Source organism: Ensifer sp. GW101-20A05 (assembly GCF_059424735.1).
Genome location: NZ_JBWKZT010000008.1, coordinates 147,620 through 162,604, shown reverse-complemented (window position 1 = coordinate 162,604; position 14,985 = coordinate 147,620). Strand labels below are relative to the sequence as shown.

Here is a 14,985-nt window from a genome sequence, read left to right as displayed (position 1 = left end):
GAAAAAAGGCAACAGCAAGTTTCTTGCAATGGGGGTGGCGTTTGCCGCCCTTGCGACCGCTGTCGCAGTTGAGGCGCGCGCCGAAGAAGCCTTCGATCTCGAAGCGTTGGTCGAGGCTGCGAAGAAGGAAAAACCGATCAACGTCTATGACAGTACAGGCAAGATCGTCGAAATGGCCGAGGCCTTCACCGCCAAATACGGGATCAAGGCAACGGGCGTGAAAGTCTCGGCAAACAGCCAGCTGGAGATGATCATCCGGGAGGCGCAGGCCGGCAATGTCCAGGGCGATGTCGCGCTGATCACCGATGCACCCGCCGCGCTGGCGCAGCTTCTGCCGCAGGGCTTTGTCGAAAGCTATCTGCCCGGTGATATGAAGGAAAAAATACCGGCGGCCTTCCAGAACCCTCTGGCGATTTCGACCAATGCCAATGTCTGGGCCTATAACACCGAGGCCTATGACAAATGCCCCATCAGCAACATTTGGGAACTGACGGAGGCGAAATGGAAAGGCAAGATCGCGCTCGTCGATCCCCTGACCAAGAGTACCTATACCGACTGGTTCAACCAGTTGGAGAGACACGCCGACGCCAAGGTCGCGGAGGCCTACAAGCTCCACTTTGGCAGGGACTTGGAGACAGGTGAAAAGAGCGCCGCGGCGGCATGGATCAAGGCGCTCGCCCAGAACGGACCGCTCGTCACGGATGGCGACGACCCGGTGGCTGAAGCGGTTGGCGCCGCCGGCCAGAAGGAGCCTTTCTTCGGGCTCCTGAGTTCGGCCAAGTTCCGCGACAATGAAGGCAAGGGCTATAAGCTCGGGCTGTGTACGGAACTCCAGCCATGGGTCGGTTGGACCTACACCAAGCTCGGCCTGGTCGCGGCAAAGACCGCAAGCCCGAACGCCGCAAGGCTCTTCATCCATTACGTGCTGACGGAAGAGGGGATTGCGCCGCAGATGAAGGACGGCAAGCTGCCGACCAACTCCGATATCAAGATGCCGGCGGACGAGCCGTCGGGGATCATGGAAGTGGCGGACCGCCTGTTCCCCTACGATGCCGCAACGGGTCTTGAGGATTTCGACCGGCGCGAGGAATGGCAGGACTTCTGGCGAATAAACTACGGCAAATAGAAACTTGGGCTCGGCGCGGCCTCACGAAAGCGGGTCGCGCCGGTCGTTTCTGAAAGAACGGAAAGAGAGCATGGACAATCCGCAGGCAAGCCAGAGCCGATCGGACGATGCGGGCCGACTTGGCCGCTCGCGTCATCTGATGAAGATTGCCGAGGGCGCTGCCCGCGCCGTCGGACCGTCGCTGATTGCCGCCTTTCGCGCCGAAATGGCGGTGGATTACAAGCGCGACCTGCACGATATCGTGACGATCCATGACAGGAATGCCGAGGCGTTGATCCGCAACGTCATCTTCGCGAACGAACCGAACTCCGCCATGCTTGGTGAGGAAGGAGGCCAGATCGGCAAGGGTGACATCCAGTGGTATGTCGACCCAATCGACGGAACGGCCAATTTCGCCAGAGGGCTTGCTTTCTGGTGCGTGTCGATCGCTGCGGTCGAGGCCGGGGCCGTCGTGGCAGGGATCGTCTACGACCCGGTCGCCGACATGCTCTTCTCGAGTGATCTCGAGCGCTCCTATTTGAATGGGCATGTCATCGTCTCAAAGTCGGTCAGCGATGAGAACCGTGCGACCTTGATCACAGGATATCCCGTTTCCAGGGACTTTCGCCTCGATGGGCAGGATGTCGCGCTTCGCCGTTTCGGCGATCTGGTCGAGACCTTCTCGACGTTGCGAAGGCCCGGTAGCGCCGCGCTCAGCATCGCGCATGTGGCCGCGGGCTTCGCCGATGCCGCCGCCGGCTTCGGCGTCAATGCATGGGACGTGGCGGCCGCCACGCTGATCCTGAAGAACGCCGGCGGCCGCTATGTGCCTCTGACCCTCGGCAAGGTGCCGGCCGGTTCCGCCGATTATCTGTGCCCCGGTTACGTGGCCTACGGCGCCGGCGCGGAATATCCGACCTTGAACCGTGTCGCCATGGCCATTTCTGATGGCCGTATTGCCAAGGTCCTGGCACCATGACTACCTATGAGGAAATCATGCAAATTAGCGCGACCGACACCCCGACAACCGAAAAGACCAGCAGCGTGTTGCCAAAGCTCAGCCTCATATACGCAAAGCATCCGGCCTATGGTGTCGACATCTTCATCGCGGGCAAGGAGGGGGCGAGCGATCTCAATCTCCTGCGCAGCAATGGTATTACCGCCGTCGTCAACTGCGCGGTCAACCTGGATTTCAATTTCGTCCGCCAACCGCAACTCGTCTCGGACCATCGCAACAGTGTCCATGGTCCGGGTGAGATCCGTTACTACAAGGTCGGGCTGATCGACGGGGACGGGAATCCGGATACCCAGATGTTGGCAGCGTACTATATCCTACGCGCTGCGCTGGAGCAGATCCTGCCGGAAAAGCCGTCCTACCCAAGGCGCGAGCGCGGTGGGGTTCTCGTCAATTGCCGCGGCGGCCGTTCGCGGTCCGTAGCCGTCGTGTCGCTGTTTCTGCATCTTACACTACCAGAGCAGTTCCCAACCCTGGAGGCCGCGATCGACTTCGTTCGCGATAGGCGCAACCTTCCTGAAGAGGAATGGTACAAGGCACCAAAGCCCGTGTTGACGGAAGCGGCGCGGCGCGCGGCCGGATGGGCACGCGCAATTGGTTGCTGATACGCCAATGACGATGGCCCCGACACTCGCGCGAGGCCCGGGAGCAAGCTGACAAATCGGGGCCTGCGAAGTGGCGTGTGTGCAAATGAAAGTAGAGCACTCTGCGGGACACCGGCGGCCCCGTAGAGTGCCGTTTCGACCGAGGCGTCACTTGAACGCCGACGACGACTTCGATCAGCGTGTCGCCGCCAAGATTGGCAACGCCGACAGTTGCGCGGGTGGGCAACTCCGCGGGAGCCATCCGGGCGTTCCATTTGGCATCCATTTCCGTGGATTCAGTCCTTGAAGCCGATCGCTCGCTTGACGCCTGATTTAAGCAGGTATTCGGCTCGGGAAATCGGGAATCGCTCGATGAATATCTCGGAGTAGTCGTAGTGTGTCGCGCCAAAGCGCTCCTTGAAATGTGAAAGTGAGGCCGAATTGCCGCTCTCGCCAAGGTGATAGAAACGGCAGCCCGCCCGGCACGCATCTTCGATGGAGAGCTTTTGAAGGAGATCGTTGGCGCGCGACGTACCCAATGCAACCCGATCGATTGCGCCCCGGGCGTCGTTCACATTCTTCCCCATCAAGACAAGGGACGCCGCAACCGGCTGTTCATTCACCCACGCTGCCCAGACCTTGCAGGATGCTCCGAGCGCCTCCTGAATCCGATAGAGTTTTTTGATGGGATCTCGCCTCCCGAAGCGAAACTTCGCAAGCCAGAGCGGTTCGTTTTGCTGTTCAGCCCACCTCTTGACGGACCTCTCAAGCAAGCTGTGGAGGAGGGGGATCAGCTCACCACTGCTGCTGCTTTTGACGACGACGGCCTCCCTTTCGGCCTTGCGGATACTGACCCTTGTCGCCTTGGTGAAGAGCTTGCTGTAGACGTGATCGAAACCATCCTTGAGATCGATAACGTGCGCGCGTCGCGGTTTCGTCATCAGACCCAGGCCGCCCGCCGCTTCGGACCATCGTTTTCCCTGTAATGGGTTGGGCCTGATCCGAATGCTGAGGAAACGCAAAGCCATGAGATCCTTCAGGACTTCCCTGAGGTGGCGGTTGGTCGTGTTCTCGCAGCAGATAGCCCCGCCCATACCGCAACCATCGGGATACGACCCCGCAACAAGGTCCACGGGACCAATGGCCGCCACGGTCACGAGCGGAACTAGGATCTGGCACCCGTCTTCGAACTGGTAGTAGCGGCTGATGTCCCTGAGTCTGCCCTCTGCGCAGATTGCATTGTTCCACTCCGGCGATTGATACGGCATCGCCTCCGGATCATGGTTCATCAATTGCCTCCACGCGTCACGCGGTGCGGGGCTTGTGACGCGATAGCAAATCGTGGGTGCGATCCGGTTGTCGTAAGTGTGTTGCATTGGCCCAATACGCAAGAAGAGTGGACACGCAAGAACAAGAAAATCATTTATGCAAATAAATCGCGTGAAATCGGATACTTAAGCGTCGGTCCGCGAAGAAGCTAAAACCCATAATTCACTTCAGCAGTACAAACTTCCGCGTGATATATATTACGTATGTTTTAATTTAAGGAAAGAGGGCACAGACTACATTCGCGCGCCCCCCGGCACAGAGTAAACCCACATCTAGTTTGCGACCAGGAACGGAACCCTCTCTCGACGCCCGCTACCTGGACGCGAGTAGCAAGGATGGGGGGCATCGGTGACTTGACTGCTGGGCAGCGAAAATAGAGGATTGAATAGAGACGCTGAGAGCGTCGGTGGTGGCGCAGAGACAGCAAAGTATTGGTTTCGTTCGCAACTCATTTGCGCGTTCTGGTTGGCTAATTGCCGCGACAAATTTCGCCGAGACCAAATGTCATGGGGGAAACGGGTTGAAAACGATCTTGGTTACCGGGGGGGCAGGGTTCATCGGTGCGCATCTGGCGCGGCGATTGCTGGAAACTGGCCGCGAGGTTGTGGTGCTGGATGACCTCAGTTCAGGAAAGCGTGACAATGTGCCGACTGCAGCCACGTTCATAAACGGTTCTATTCTGGATAAAGAGGTCGTTCGCGGTGCGCTTTCCGGTGTCGATGCCTGCATTCACCTGGCCGCTGTCGCTTCCGTCGAAAAATGCAATCGAGAGCTGACGCATTCTCACGCAATCAACATCACCGGGTTCCTAAATCTGGTTGAGGAAATTGCGAAGTCTGGCACCAAGCGAACAGTAGTCTACGCCTCCTCAGCCGCCGTTTACGGCGCGAGCCAGAACCTGCCGCTCTCGGAGGAAGGCAAGTGTGTTCCGCTTTCGCCCTACGGCGCCGACAAGCTTTCGTGCGAATTGCACGCCCGAGCCGCCTACGAAGTCTATGGTCTCTCGACGACGGGCCTTCGCTTCTTCAACGTCTTTGGACCGGGCCAGGATCCGCAGTCACCCTATTCCGGCGTGATCACCAAATTTGCGCAGCGGCTGGGAAACAACGAGGACATCGTGATCTACGGCGATGGCAAGCAGACCCGTGATTTCGTTTACGTCGCCGATGTCGTCGAGGCGCTTATCCGATCAGCGGAGCGGATTCCGGACGGTGCTCGGATCTTAAATGTTTGCAGCGGTGTCGAGACATCGATCAATGAGCTCGCGCGGATCATGATCGAAGAAACCAAGTCTCAATGTGCAATCAGTTACGTGGACGGACTGCTCGGCGAAGTCAGGCGTTCTCAAGGGTGCACCCATGCGCTCCAGGCAGAGCTCGACCATCGATGCCGCACGGATCTTCGCACTGGACTGGCACAGTTGCTTACGCAAGGGCGGCAATAGCCTGAAAGGCCTTGTTGCGGCCCCCACGCATGACCACACCAATGTGCGCTCCGATGCGACTTGGTTGAGCTCCGCTCAATGGTACCGATTGTCGCGGGCGCTGCCGTCCGCAGTCGCGGGCAGTAAGCGAAATACTTTCGCATTGGTCGATGCCCGCACCAGCTTAAAGCGAGGCGAGGTCAGCAGGTCCCGTTCGATGTGGTCGAAGCCGCCCGGTCGCAACTGCCCGTTGGCTTCGAGAGAAGCTTTCTGGCTGCGCGTGAGAATCACGTAGGCGTCACGCCATTGGGGACTATCCATCCACCGCAAAAAGACACCTGATGGGTCGGCGGCAATTTCTTCTCGCGTTGACTTCGCTTCCAACGAAATCGCCAAATAGTAGAAATTCTCGTAGTTCATGAACTGCGACGGGTAACTACGCGAACCTTCGATGAGGAGTGTGCCCTCCGGAGCTGTGCGATAGAGCCATTCGGCCACCGCGACCTCATCTTGCGCAAAGCGGTATTCGCGGTCCTTGCCATTGTTTGCGAATAGGAAACCGATAGTCGAAAAAAGAAGCACGATAGCAAGCGGCAGGAAGACATAGGCCGGCTTTCCCGCCCGCGTCGATGGAAAGAACGCGGCGGCAGCGAAGAAGGCAAGGAAGGGCGACGCAAAGAGGTAAACGCGAAATATCGACTCTCCGCCATACGCAACCGCTATCAGCGGCATTGGTGAGAGCAAGAGTGCGGCGGCGGTGAGGTCCCAGTGGCCATTTAAGAGCCGACGCAAACCGCCCAGGAGCGCAAGGACTATGACGCCTGCCGAAAGCGCGCGCCCGAACAAAACCACCCATGCACGTTCGGCACTCACGTCGGCCACATTCGCGAGCTTGCTGGTGGCTTCTGACAGCGTACCCATGCTGGCCAGTTCGCTCAAAATTTGCTCGTAGACAAAGGGGGCCGCTGGCCAGAGAAGCCATCCAATTTCAGCGACGATAGCAAACACCAGATAGGCGGGCGAAAGCCATCCGAGTAGGGTCAGCGATACCGCCGCGAGGATGATCATGAGAGGCGTCAGCTGATGCGTGACCACGACCACGCAAATGAGCACCATCGCCAGCAACGCGGAGAAGGTACGCACAAGGCGGCTGCCCGTCCAGGAAGGTAGCCCGATGGGGCGTGAGACAGGGCCGAGCACATACAGAAAACCAGGTCGTCGCGCCGCCCATGTCGTTTCGCGTTTGCGCAAGGGGCCAAGAAATAGGCCTATGAGAATGAGGTAACAAAGAAATGTAACGCCTTGCGGCGAAAAATAGTCCTGGCCGACCCAGTTGGCGACCACGAATAGCCAACAGGCCGTCAGTTGTAGGCGGCGATCTGCGGACAGGCGTTTGGCAATTCCCAGAAACGCCCCGACAAGCCCGAGCGTGAGGACCGGCGGGGTGAAGCTTACGATTGGTGCGAGATCGACCGATCTCAAGCCGAAGCGGTCGGCCAACCAAGCCGTCGCCGCGAACAGCCCGGGCCAATTGTGATAGGCCGCGAGGAAAGATGCATTTCGGTCAACGGCTCCATAACGTTGGATGTAGTCGACGACGCCGAGGTGCTTCCAGGCCCAGGAATAGCGCAATGTTCCGTAAACGATCGGCGGGGTCGCGTGAAGGACGATGACGAGCGCGATCAGATAGAAGACGGGTAAGGGGCCAGCGGTACGCCCAGCACATATCAGCCAGGCAAAACCTGCTGCTAGCAACGCCAGTGACAGAAAGAAGCTCCTGGGCAAAACCGAAACCAAGCCGACGTCGGTCATCCGATCGGGCTCGATCGCAGGCAACGATATCGCCCAAAGGAGGAGCGTCGCGAAGAGTATAGCGGCGAGGGCTACGCCATATCGCTTGGAGACTGTGTCAGCGCCTGTGTTCAATGGCATGTCTTCGACGCGGGCAAGAACGGTCATTACCTGTTACCCCCTCTTCGTGGAGCCGGCAGGAATGGGGTAGGACGACGTCGCGCTTGTCTTGCGCTTTTGTCTGCGGAGGCAGCCGATCGCAAGTAGGTGCGGTGCCGCGTTCACCTTACCGCCGTACCAGGCCAGGACCAGGTCGATGTTGACCGCCAGCCATAGCGCCTTATCAGCAAAACAAGACGATTTGGTCAAATTGGTCGCAATGTGGTGCCACCACGCCAACCCGCAAAGCGCGCGCAACACGGTGGGGTCCGTAAGTGCACCGTAGCTCTCCTCAAGTGTGGCACGCATTGGTGCCATGGCCTTCATCTCCTCGGGTGACAATTGCGGCACTTCCAAAAAACGGCGTACAACGAAACCCAGGTCTTCGCCGCTGCGCAAGGCGCGCGCGGTCAGCAACAGGAAGATGACATCAAGGCCGGGCGGGGTATCCTGGGTGGCCGTCTCCCAGTCAATAATTGCACTCAAGCGGACATCAGCTTCATCTGGACCGGACGTGAAAAGCAAGTTTCCGGGGGCGAAATCCCCATGGCCGAGACTGAGAGACAACGAACGACCGCTCCAGAACTCGCGTTGCTGCGCCTGAAAGACAGCAAGTGCCTCTGCGCGCGACGCCGGGCCGAGCAAATGCGATTGCGATGCGCATACAATATCGGATCCATAATAGAGCCAGCTTTCCAGCCAATCCTGGTTGATTACCCCTTTGGTTCCTGTGCGCGAGTGCATTATGTGGATGGCGTTTATCGCTTGGGCGAGTGCGGAAGGGTACTGTTCAGACTTGGCAAAAACCGAACGACCGTCGGCACCTGGCAACGCGCGCTCCGCGAGCTTCGCTCCTGTTGGGTCAACAGAACTCGCGATAATCGTTGAAACCGCAAAATCAAGGTGTCGGAACGCGGGATTGGTGGCGAGCTCACGGCTGCGTTCGATGTGGCGGGTAACTGCTCGATGACCCTCTGGCGAGGTCGATGCCTTGAAGACGAGGAGTTCGTTCGCAGCGTCATCCGTCCGGAACATGCCTGTTCGTACGTCGCTTTCACGGTAAAATTCCCGCACGGACTGCACAGCTGGCATGGCAAGCCCGGTGGCGGCACAGAAGCTCGCAATTGACGCCTCGAGTGGCGGCGCTGAATGCCGCCGCGGTGCGACATTGCTCCAGATCCGCGCCAGCGACGATAACAAACGCAATGTAAGATCGATCCGACCGGACGGTCCGAGACGGCGCGACAGGTCGCCTAACAGGCCGACCGCCGTTAAGCTGTGGGCGATCAGCCACGCGGCCGCCATCCCTAGAGCGCCATAGGCTGCGACAAGCGGAGTGCCAAGACCAAGCACCACGACTAACGTTACGACTTGTGCCAGTGCAACGACTTGTGTCCGACCCGTCGCACGGTGGACGGCGAGAACGAGCGTGACGAGGCTCCAAGGCAGGCAGGATATAGCGAGTAGGCGCAGCAGCGTCGAATTTGTAAACGAGACATCGATACCGAGCACCGTCAACAAAAGTGGCGCGCCTATGATCAACACCAACACAACAGCTGCCAATGGCGCGATCGTGTAGAGCAAGGCATCTACGGCGAGCCGATGCAATTTCGACGTATCGAACGCGATTTCTGCCAACAGGGAGACGCCCATCGAACGGCTGATCAAATAGACCCCGTAGACGATTTCCCAGCTGATATAATAGACAGCCAGATTGGCCGAGCCGCCATAATGCAGGACGACGAGAGGCGCGATGCCCATTGCCGTCATTGAGGCGAGCGTACCCAGGTAGTCCCACCCAAAATATCGAGTGAGCGCCCTGCGGTCAGCTCTCTGGGTGTCGCCGTTGATGCGGTATTTCGGAAGAAAACGGATAAAAATCAGCCAATTAATGCCGGCCAACAAGAGTGGCAGCGGCAAGATCCACGCCGCATAGAGGCCAGCACCGAGAATGGAGGAGCCTGCAAACAGTGTAAGCAACAAAAGCTTGGCAACGGCGAATATGGCGTTTTCAATGGGCACGACTGTCGCGCGCCGCAAACCCGCTAACACGCTATCCTGTAGGGCAAAGAGGGTCCAGGCGACTGTTGCGACCACGAATGCTGCGGCTGAGATGGGCTGCTCTCGCAGGAAACCCAATTCGGGTGTGATACGGGAGATGAAAATGATGGCGAGCGTGGAAAGAAAAGCCGCCGCAATGGCGGCTAATGCATAGGCCCAAAGCACAAGACGTCGGACGCCCTCCTTCGCGGTCGCAGGTAGATAGCGGTTCAGAAAGTTGCCCATGTTGAGCTGCGAGATGTTTCCAAGCGCCAGCATGGTAGAGATGAGTGCCGCCCCAAGCCCGACTTGTTCGGGGGAGTAAAAGCGGGAAGCCAGGCCCCAGAAGGCGAGTCCGAGCACCGAAGTGAGCCCGGCGCTCGCGATTAGCGCGTAGCCGTTTTTTAGGAGTGACGAGTGGGCAAGCGCAGCCAACGCTGGATAGGCCCGCGAGACTCGGGCCATGAAGTTGACGTGGTCGTGGTTGTTACGCTGCAACATCAGCCGTCGTCCCGCTGCCAGATACGTACGTAGTCGACGAGGTATGCGGAGGGAAATTTCGTAGTCTTCGATGGAGCCCCCGCCCACTCACCGCCAACAGCCAGATTGAGGAGCAGGTACATCTCTTCACTCGATATCGTCGGGACGTCCGCGTGTCGCCAGACCTCCTTGCCGTCGAGGTACCAAATGATCTTGTCCGCGTCCCAGGTCAGACTGTAGACGTGCCAGTTCGCCGTCAAGTCTGATGTCTCGACGTCCTTCCCGACGCTCTTCTTCTCAGAGGCCGCGTCAAGGTAATGATAGTGCATTCGCAACGTGGAGGATGAATCGCCAAGAACCTCCATAATATCGATTTCCGGACGGGATTTGCGTGTCTCCGGCAGAAGCCATATCGCGGCCCAGAGCCCCGTGCCCGCAGGAACTTTTGCCTTGACTTCAACGTGGCCGTAACGGAACCGAACACGCGAGGGACGAGGCAGTTCGTCGTAGTCGCGCCCCGTGGTGACGATGCCGGAAGTGTAGTCGAAAGTCCGGTCTTCGATGCCCTTGGCCTTTTGTCGTCGAGCAGTGAGCCGCAAAAGTCCTTCGGACATAGTGACGTTTTCTGGTCGGTACCATTGCAATTCGGCATTGCCGAGATTGGTACAGCCGTCCTTGTTCCACCAATAACATGTGGTCCACTTTTCCCGGTTAAGGTCGGGTCCGTCGAAGTTATCTTCAAAGATCAGCCGCCACGAACCTTTGGCAGCGATCGGAACCGGTCCGTCCGCACGTGCCGCCGATGTTGCGAGACAGAGAGACAGGAGTATGGCGGTGATGGTGATCGATTGCCTAAGATGCATCACGAAACCCCACCACGCGTTTGACTGTACTTCGGGCGAAACTGTCGAGGCTTGCGAGGGGAAGTCGCTCATAGCGGTATTCCGCATAGGGGATGGCGACCGCGCCGAATCGAGATTTGAATTGGGCGAGCGAAGCGGAATTCCCAGTCTCGCCCATATGATAATGTGTACTGCCGAGCCGGCAGGCATCTTCGATTGCCCGGGCTTGAAGCAGGTATGTGGCGCGGCTTTCGCCCGCGAGCTCCTCATCGATCGCGCCGCGCGTGTAATGGGCTTGATGATGCATGAGCACTAAAATTGCCGCAACGGGCCGGCCGTTGATGCGCGCCACATAGAGCCGAAAAGCCTCGCCGAGATGGCTCGCCATTTCGGCGAACTTTGACCGTGGATCACGGCGCAACCCACGGAAGCGTGCAAGTACAGCAGGTTCATGCTGCTTGCGCGCCCAACGCAACAACGAAAGTTCGAGCAGGCTGTGAAACTCATCGATCAGTCGAGCGCTGTTACCTGCTTCCACCTCAACGCCACATTTTTGGGCGCGTCGGATGTTAGTTCCAGCATTAGAGCGAAAGCGCGCCCGTACAACCTTAATCCCTCCGGCCAAGTCAACGACATGCGCCAGACGGGGAATGGTCGCCCAGCCAGGGCGGACAGCCTCAGCCCAGATATTCGCTAAAAGAGGGTTTGGTCGGATTTTAAGTCCGACATAGGGCAACGTCTCAAGATGAGCGAGAACGCAACGCAACTTGTCAGGCGAAATTCCCTCGTCAGAAAGCAGGCCACCGAACCCCCAGGCCGGCGGTGGCGACCAGGCGTAACGCAATGAGGCGACACCCTTGGTAAATAGGGGCAATACCGCTTGGGAACCGTCGGCGAAATGGAAGTACTGCGGGCTGCATTGGTAGTTGCCGCTGGCAGTGACGGCTTGTGCCCATTGGTGCGATTGGCTGACGAGCGCGGTCCGGTCATTTTGATTGAGGTCAAGCCAAACGGCATCTGAGGCCGGCCCACTTGATTGGATGAGGTGACCAAAGGCGTTAGGGCCGATCGGTTGCGTTGATGCCGTCTCCAAACTCATACAGCCGATCCAGCGCTTCCCTCATGGTCGTTCATCGGTGCGTTTCACAAGCATAGGACGAATAAGCAGGAAATGAAATGCCCGAGAATGATCTCTTAGGGGGCGTGCATCTTCACAATTTTGTGCTTTACTAATATAGGACAGCACACTGGCAGGTTATGCTTGGAGCCAGCAAATGCCGCATCGATCGCAAAACCGAATATTAACGGCGAAACAGAAGCTCAAAAAGATGAACTGGCGCGTCACAAGGTTCCTTACCGCTGGCGCCGTCTGGATGTTTGCGGTCTTACCGGCGTCAGCCCAATCGGTGGTGCTCGATACGCAGGAAATTTCCTTACCGTATCTCGCGCGGGCACTTGAGCAGGCTTACCAATTGCCGCTTCTGTTAGACGCCGGCGCTTCGCCGGCCGAACGAAAGGAGGCGCTCGCGACCGAAAAGGCCCGGCTCAAGGGCGTGATCGCCGGCTTTGGCTATTTGGACGCGGAGGTATCTGAGGAGGATCAGAAAGGGCAAATAGTTCTCCACCCCAAGCTTGGTGATCTCTACAGGGTGACGTCTGTCGAACTCAAGGGCATTCGGCCATCGGAACTGGACCGTGAGGTCCTCGATCGGCTCGCCGCGATCATTGATGAGTTTGTCGGGCAGCCCGCGACGACATTCGTCGTTGATACGTTCACTCGGCGTATCCTCCAAATCGTCACCGCCCAAGATTTCGCGCACGCTCGGCGACGGGCAACGGATTGGGTCCGTAAGGGCGAAGGTGTCGCGACTGCGGTCATCGATCTCGACCTGGGCCCCCGCAGCCGTTTCGGTGAGGTTCGATTTAGTGGCGGTCTTCGCATGCAATCCGAACTCCAGCGCCTCGTTCCCTTTCGTTCCGGCGACCGCTACAGCGCCGCAGCTGTCGAACAGCTACGTCACAATATTGAGGCCCTTGGTACTGTGAAGTCTGTAAGGATTGCCATAGGTAAAGACGAAGACGGAATGGTCCCGATCGATGTCAGGATCCGCGAAGCGCCTGCAAATCTCGAGACGCTACGCCATACGAACCCGCTCGACGTTGGAAGTGGCCTCGCCGCGATCGCAGGTCTATTTTTTGTTCAGATGGGCGCACAGACTGGCTTGCCGCGATCCCGGTTGCGCCCACTAATATGGTGCACAGGTGGCTGCCTATTAATATTTGCAGTGTTGGCGGCTCTCAGGCTCGTTAGCTTCTTAGCTTGACACGGCATGCGTTAGGCTGAACGTGTTCTATTGCTCGCCTTTGGGCGTCGGAATAAGGGTTCCGACAATCAGTGGGCCGTTGACTGGCTGGCGTTGACTGGCGGCCTCGCCGAGAACAGCGTCAATCTCTTCCTTAAGCGCCTGGCCTTTGGCGACGAGCGCCGCCTCGGCCTGGATTAAGGTAGCGTTATCCGCGCTCGCGGCTGTTGCGATGGAACGTCGCAATTCCCTCAAGTCCGCAATCAGAGCGTTCCACTCTTCCATGAGCTTCATCCACCGCTTGACTGGGTCCGTTGTCGGTGCCTTGGCGATATGTTCTTCCGACTGCATCAGCCTCGCTTACCTTTGATTGCACGGTAATCTGCATCATGCCTCGCGCTGCAAATATACGCGATTCCCGCTTGATAAGCCATCGATCTTGCAACCTTCGTGGGTCGCAACCCTCCGTTATCCCTCATAACTAGGCAAATTCAATCGGTTAGATTCGACTGCGCTCAGCTTTGCGCGGCGCTATGTTGTGCTTCTACGGCACACAAACCAGGATATCCGAGGGCGAGCTGTTCTTTAACTGACGCGGCGACGAGGCGCTCTGGTCACGACAACGTGTGTGGATAGCAGTCAGCCATGTGCGCTCACAGTGTGGCTCCGCTCGTTATGGATCTCCGGCGAATTCTCTCATTTAAGGAGTTGCTTATATTGAGGTTGATGTATTGAAATTCGGAAAATATCTTATTTTCCAGAGAAAAATAAAGGGTATAAATATAACGATGCCGGAGAAATTGCGTCCGAGAGAGAATTTGTTTCCTAAATTTTTTTGTGAACGGAACTATTCCATCCATTATACTGTGACATATTTCTGCAATAAAACGGCACCATCGAGCCTATCTTGGAATAAACCAAGGAAAATAACGGCTTCTACTATAAAGTGCTCTTTTTCAGGAAATTCACGCGGTAGTTTACAAAGTTAGAATATTGTAATAAAACTGAATATGTACAAGTAATACACACTTTTCTCTTCCGCGGCCATCTGCATGACCGGGGATGAACGCTTATTGTTTTCAATTTTCTTTTTTTTTTTGGTTGGAGGATTTTGAATAAGATGGGTGAGCATTTTCACAATTCATTAAGAGCAGCCCTCCGCCCGTCCACCATGGACAGGGCCATCGTTGTCCCGAGGGTCAGTGTCATCGTCCCTACGGTAAATGAGGCAAAAAACCTACCGCATGTCCTGCCACGCATACCCGCCTGGATAGACGAGGTCATCCTTGTCGACGGAAACTCTACCGATGGCACCGTCGCCGTGGCGCGAGAACTTATGCCCGATATCGTCGTCATAGAACAGCCGCGCCTTGGAAAAGGGGTGGCGCTTGCTGCTGGTTTCGCCGCGGCCCGCGGAGACATCCTCATCACCCTTGACGCGGATGGTTCCGCTGACCCCGAAGAGATGACTGGTTTTGTGGGTGCATTGCTTGCAGGAGCGGATTTCGTAAAGGGGTCGCGGTTTCTCCAAGGCGGCGATACGCGTGACATGGAATGGTACCGACGTCTTGGAAACTGGGGCCTGCTGCAATTGGTGCGTCTGCGCTTCGGCGGCCGCTACAGCGATCTTTGCTACGGTTACAACGCCTTCTGGCGTGACGTTTTACCCCATTTGCGGGTCGAGTCCGCGACCGGTTTCGAGATCGAAACGCAAATGAATATCCGCGCGCTCCAAGCGGGCCTCGCCATAGCGGAGCTTCCGAGCCGGGAATATGCGCGGATTCACGGCGTCAGCAATCTACGCACGATCCCCGATGGCTGGCGCGTCCTGAAGACAATTGCTCGGCTGGGCCTCAGTCAACGCAGTCGCGCCGGTGCCATGGTCAGAAACCGTACGCAGCGGGCAGGTTGAGG

The 14,985-nt window shown here is 57.6% G+C and carries 12 protein-coding genes and 1 pseudogene; 6 read left to right on the top strand and 7 right to left on the bottom strand.

Going from position 1 to position 14,985, the window contains the following annotated elements:
* Positions 1-28: 28 nt before the first annotated feature.
* The 3 genes from AC070A_RS20650 to AC070A_RS20640 all read left to right on the top strand — a co-directional run bounded on the left by AC070A_RS20650 (position 29) and on the right by AC070A_RS20640 (position 2,725).
* Positions 29-1,126, top strand: a complete 1,098-nt coding sequence (locus AC070A_RS20650; RefSeq protein WP_492384422.1) for an ABC transporter substrate-binding protein — start codon at positions 29-31, stop codon at positions 1,124-1,126.
* A gap of 70 nt (positions 1,127-1,196) precedes the next feature.
* Entirely contained in the window at positions 1,197-2,084 is an 888-nt protein-coding gene (locus AC070A_RS20645) for an inositol monophosphatase family protein (protein ID WP_492384253.1), read from the top strand.
* 17 nt (positions 2,085-2,101) lie between these two features.
* The gene (locus AC070A_RS20640; RefSeq protein ID WP_492384252.1) at positions 2,102-2,725 is read left to right on the top strand and encodes a dual specificity protein phosphatase family protein; all 624 of its coding nucleotides are present in this window, start codon (positions 2,102-2,104) and stop codon (positions 2,723-2,725) included.
* Positions 2,726-2,885: 160 nt separating this feature from the next.
* On the opposite strand, the pseudogene AC070A_RS20635 reads toward AC070A_RS20640, so the two are convergent.
* Both AC070A_RS20635 and AC070A_RS20630 read right to left on the bottom strand, forming a co-directional pair.
* Positions 2,886-3,005: pseudogene (locus tag AC070A_RS20635) on the bottom strand (RidA family protein); the annotation flags it as partial.
* Positions 3,001-3,993 (bottom strand): GNAT family N-acetyltransferase, encoded by a 993-nt coding sequence (locus AC070A_RS20630; RefSeq protein WP_218373931.1) that lies wholly within the window; start codon positions 3,991-3,993, stop codon positions 3,001-3,003. The pseudogene AC070A_RS20635 and the gene AC070A_RS20630, both read right to left, overlap by 5 nt.
* 560 nt (positions 3,994-4,553) lie before the next feature.
* On the opposite strand from AC070A_RS20630, the gene AC070A_RS20625 reads away from it, so the two are divergent.
* A complete protein-coding gene (locus AC070A_RS20625) occupies positions 4,554-5,477 on the top strand; it encodes an NAD-dependent epimerase/dehydratase family protein (RefSeq protein WP_492384251.1) in 924 nt (307 codons plus the stop codon).
* 75 nt (positions 5,478-5,552) lie between these two features.
* On the opposite strand, the gene AC070A_RS20620 is transcribed toward AC070A_RS20625, so the two are convergent.
* The 4 genes from AC070A_RS20620 to AC070A_RS20605 are packed head-to-tail and all read right to left on the bottom strand — an operon-like array spanning position 5,553 to position 11,867.
* Entirely contained in the window at positions 5,553-7,415 is a 1,863-nt protein-coding gene (locus AC070A_RS20620) for a hypothetical protein (RefSeq protein WP_492384250.1), read from the bottom strand.
* A gap of 6 nt (positions 7,416-7,421) precedes the next feature.
* Positions 7,422-9,947, bottom strand: a complete 2,526-nt coding sequence (locus tag AC070A_RS20615; protein WP_492384249.1) for a phosphotransferase — start codon at positions 9,945-9,947, stop codon at positions 7,422-7,424.
* A complete protein-coding gene (locus AC070A_RS20610; RefSeq protein WP_492384421.1) occupies positions 9,947-10,789 on the bottom strand; it encodes a glycoside hydrolase family 16 protein in 843 nt (280 codons plus the stop codon). The genes AC070A_RS20615 and AC070A_RS20610 overlap by 1 nt, the downstream gene beginning before the upstream one ends.
* Complete coding sequence (locus AC070A_RS20605; protein ID WP_492384248.1) at positions 10,779-11,867, bottom strand: GNAT family N-acetyltransferase; 1,089 nt, start codon at positions 11,865-11,867, stop codon at positions 10,779-10,781. The genes AC070A_RS20610 and AC070A_RS20605 overlap by 11 nt, the downstream gene beginning before the upstream one ends.
* 175 nt (positions 11,868-12,042) lie before the next feature.
* Here AC070A_RS20605 and AC070A_RS20600 point away from each other — a divergent pair, with 175 nt between their 5' ends.
* The gene (locus tag AC070A_RS20600; protein ID WP_492384247.1) at positions 12,043-13,092 is read left to right on the top strand and encodes a POTRA domain-containing protein; all 1,050 of its coding nucleotides are present in this window, start codon (positions 12,043-12,045) and stop codon (positions 13,090-13,092) included.
* A gap of 27 nt (positions 13,093-13,119) precedes the next feature.
* On the opposite strand, the gene AC070A_RS20595 is transcribed toward AC070A_RS20600, so the two are convergent.
* On the bottom strand, positions 13,120-13,422 hold the full coding sequence (locus tag AC070A_RS20595; RefSeq protein ID WP_057249303.1) for a hypothetical protein: 303 nt from the start codon (positions 13,420-13,422) through the stop codon (positions 13,120-13,122).
* Between the two features lie 769 nt (positions 13,423-14,191).
* Between AC070A_RS20595 and AC070A_RS20590 the strand changes: the two genes are divergently transcribed.
* On the top strand, positions 14,192-14,983 hold the full coding sequence (locus AC070A_RS20590; protein ID WP_082615775.1) for a glycosyltransferase family 2 protein: 792 nt from the start codon (positions 14,192-14,194) through the stop codon (positions 14,981-14,983).
* The last annotated feature ends 2 nt before the right edge of the window (positions 14,984-14,985 follow it).

Bases quoted from the DNA above. Each gene is read 5' to 3' on its own strand.
- AC070A_RS20650 (WP_492384422.1), top strand. From the start codon at position 29: ATGGGGGTGGCGTTTGCCGCCCTTGCGACCGCTGTCGCAGTTGAGGCG.
- AC070A_RS20645 (WP_492384253.1), top strand. From the start codon at position 1,197: ATGGACAATCCGCAGGCAAGCCAGAGCCGATCGGACGATGCGGGCCGA.
- AC070A_RS20640 (WP_492384252.1), top strand. From the start codon at position 2,102: ATGCAAATTAGCGCGACCGACACCCCGACAACCGAAAAGACCAGCAGC.
- AC070A_RS20630 (WP_218373931.1), bottom strand. From the start codon at position 3,993: ATGAACCATGATCCGGAGGCGATGCCGTATCAATCGCCGGAGTGGAAC.
- AC070A_RS20620 (WP_492384250.1), bottom strand. From the start codon at position 7,415: ATGACCGTTCTTGCCCGCGTCGAAGACATGCCATTGAACACAGGCGCT.
- AC070A_RS20615 (WP_492384249.1), bottom strand. From the start codon at position 9,947: ATGTTGCAGCGTAACAACCACGACCACGTCAACTTCATGGCCCGAGTC.
- AC070A_RS20610 (WP_492384421.1), bottom strand. From the start codon at position 10,789: ATGCATCTTAGGCAATCGATCACCATCACCGCCATACTCCTGTCTCTC.
- AC070A_RS20605 (WP_492384248.1), bottom strand. From the start codon at position 11,867: ATGAGTTTGGAGACGGCATCAACGCAACCGATCGGCCCTAACGCCTTT.
- AC070A_RS20600 (WP_492384247.1), top strand. From the start codon at position 12,043: ATGCCGCATCGATCGCAAAACCGAATATTAACGGCGAAACAGAAGCTC.
- AC070A_RS20595 (WP_057249303.1), bottom strand. From the start codon at position 13,422: ATGCAGTCGGAAGAACATATCGCCAAGGCACCGACAACGGACCCAGTC.
- AC070A_RS20590 (WP_082615775.1), top strand. From the start codon at position 14,192: ATGGGTGAGCATTTTCACAATTCATTAAGAGCAGCCCTCCGCCCGTCC.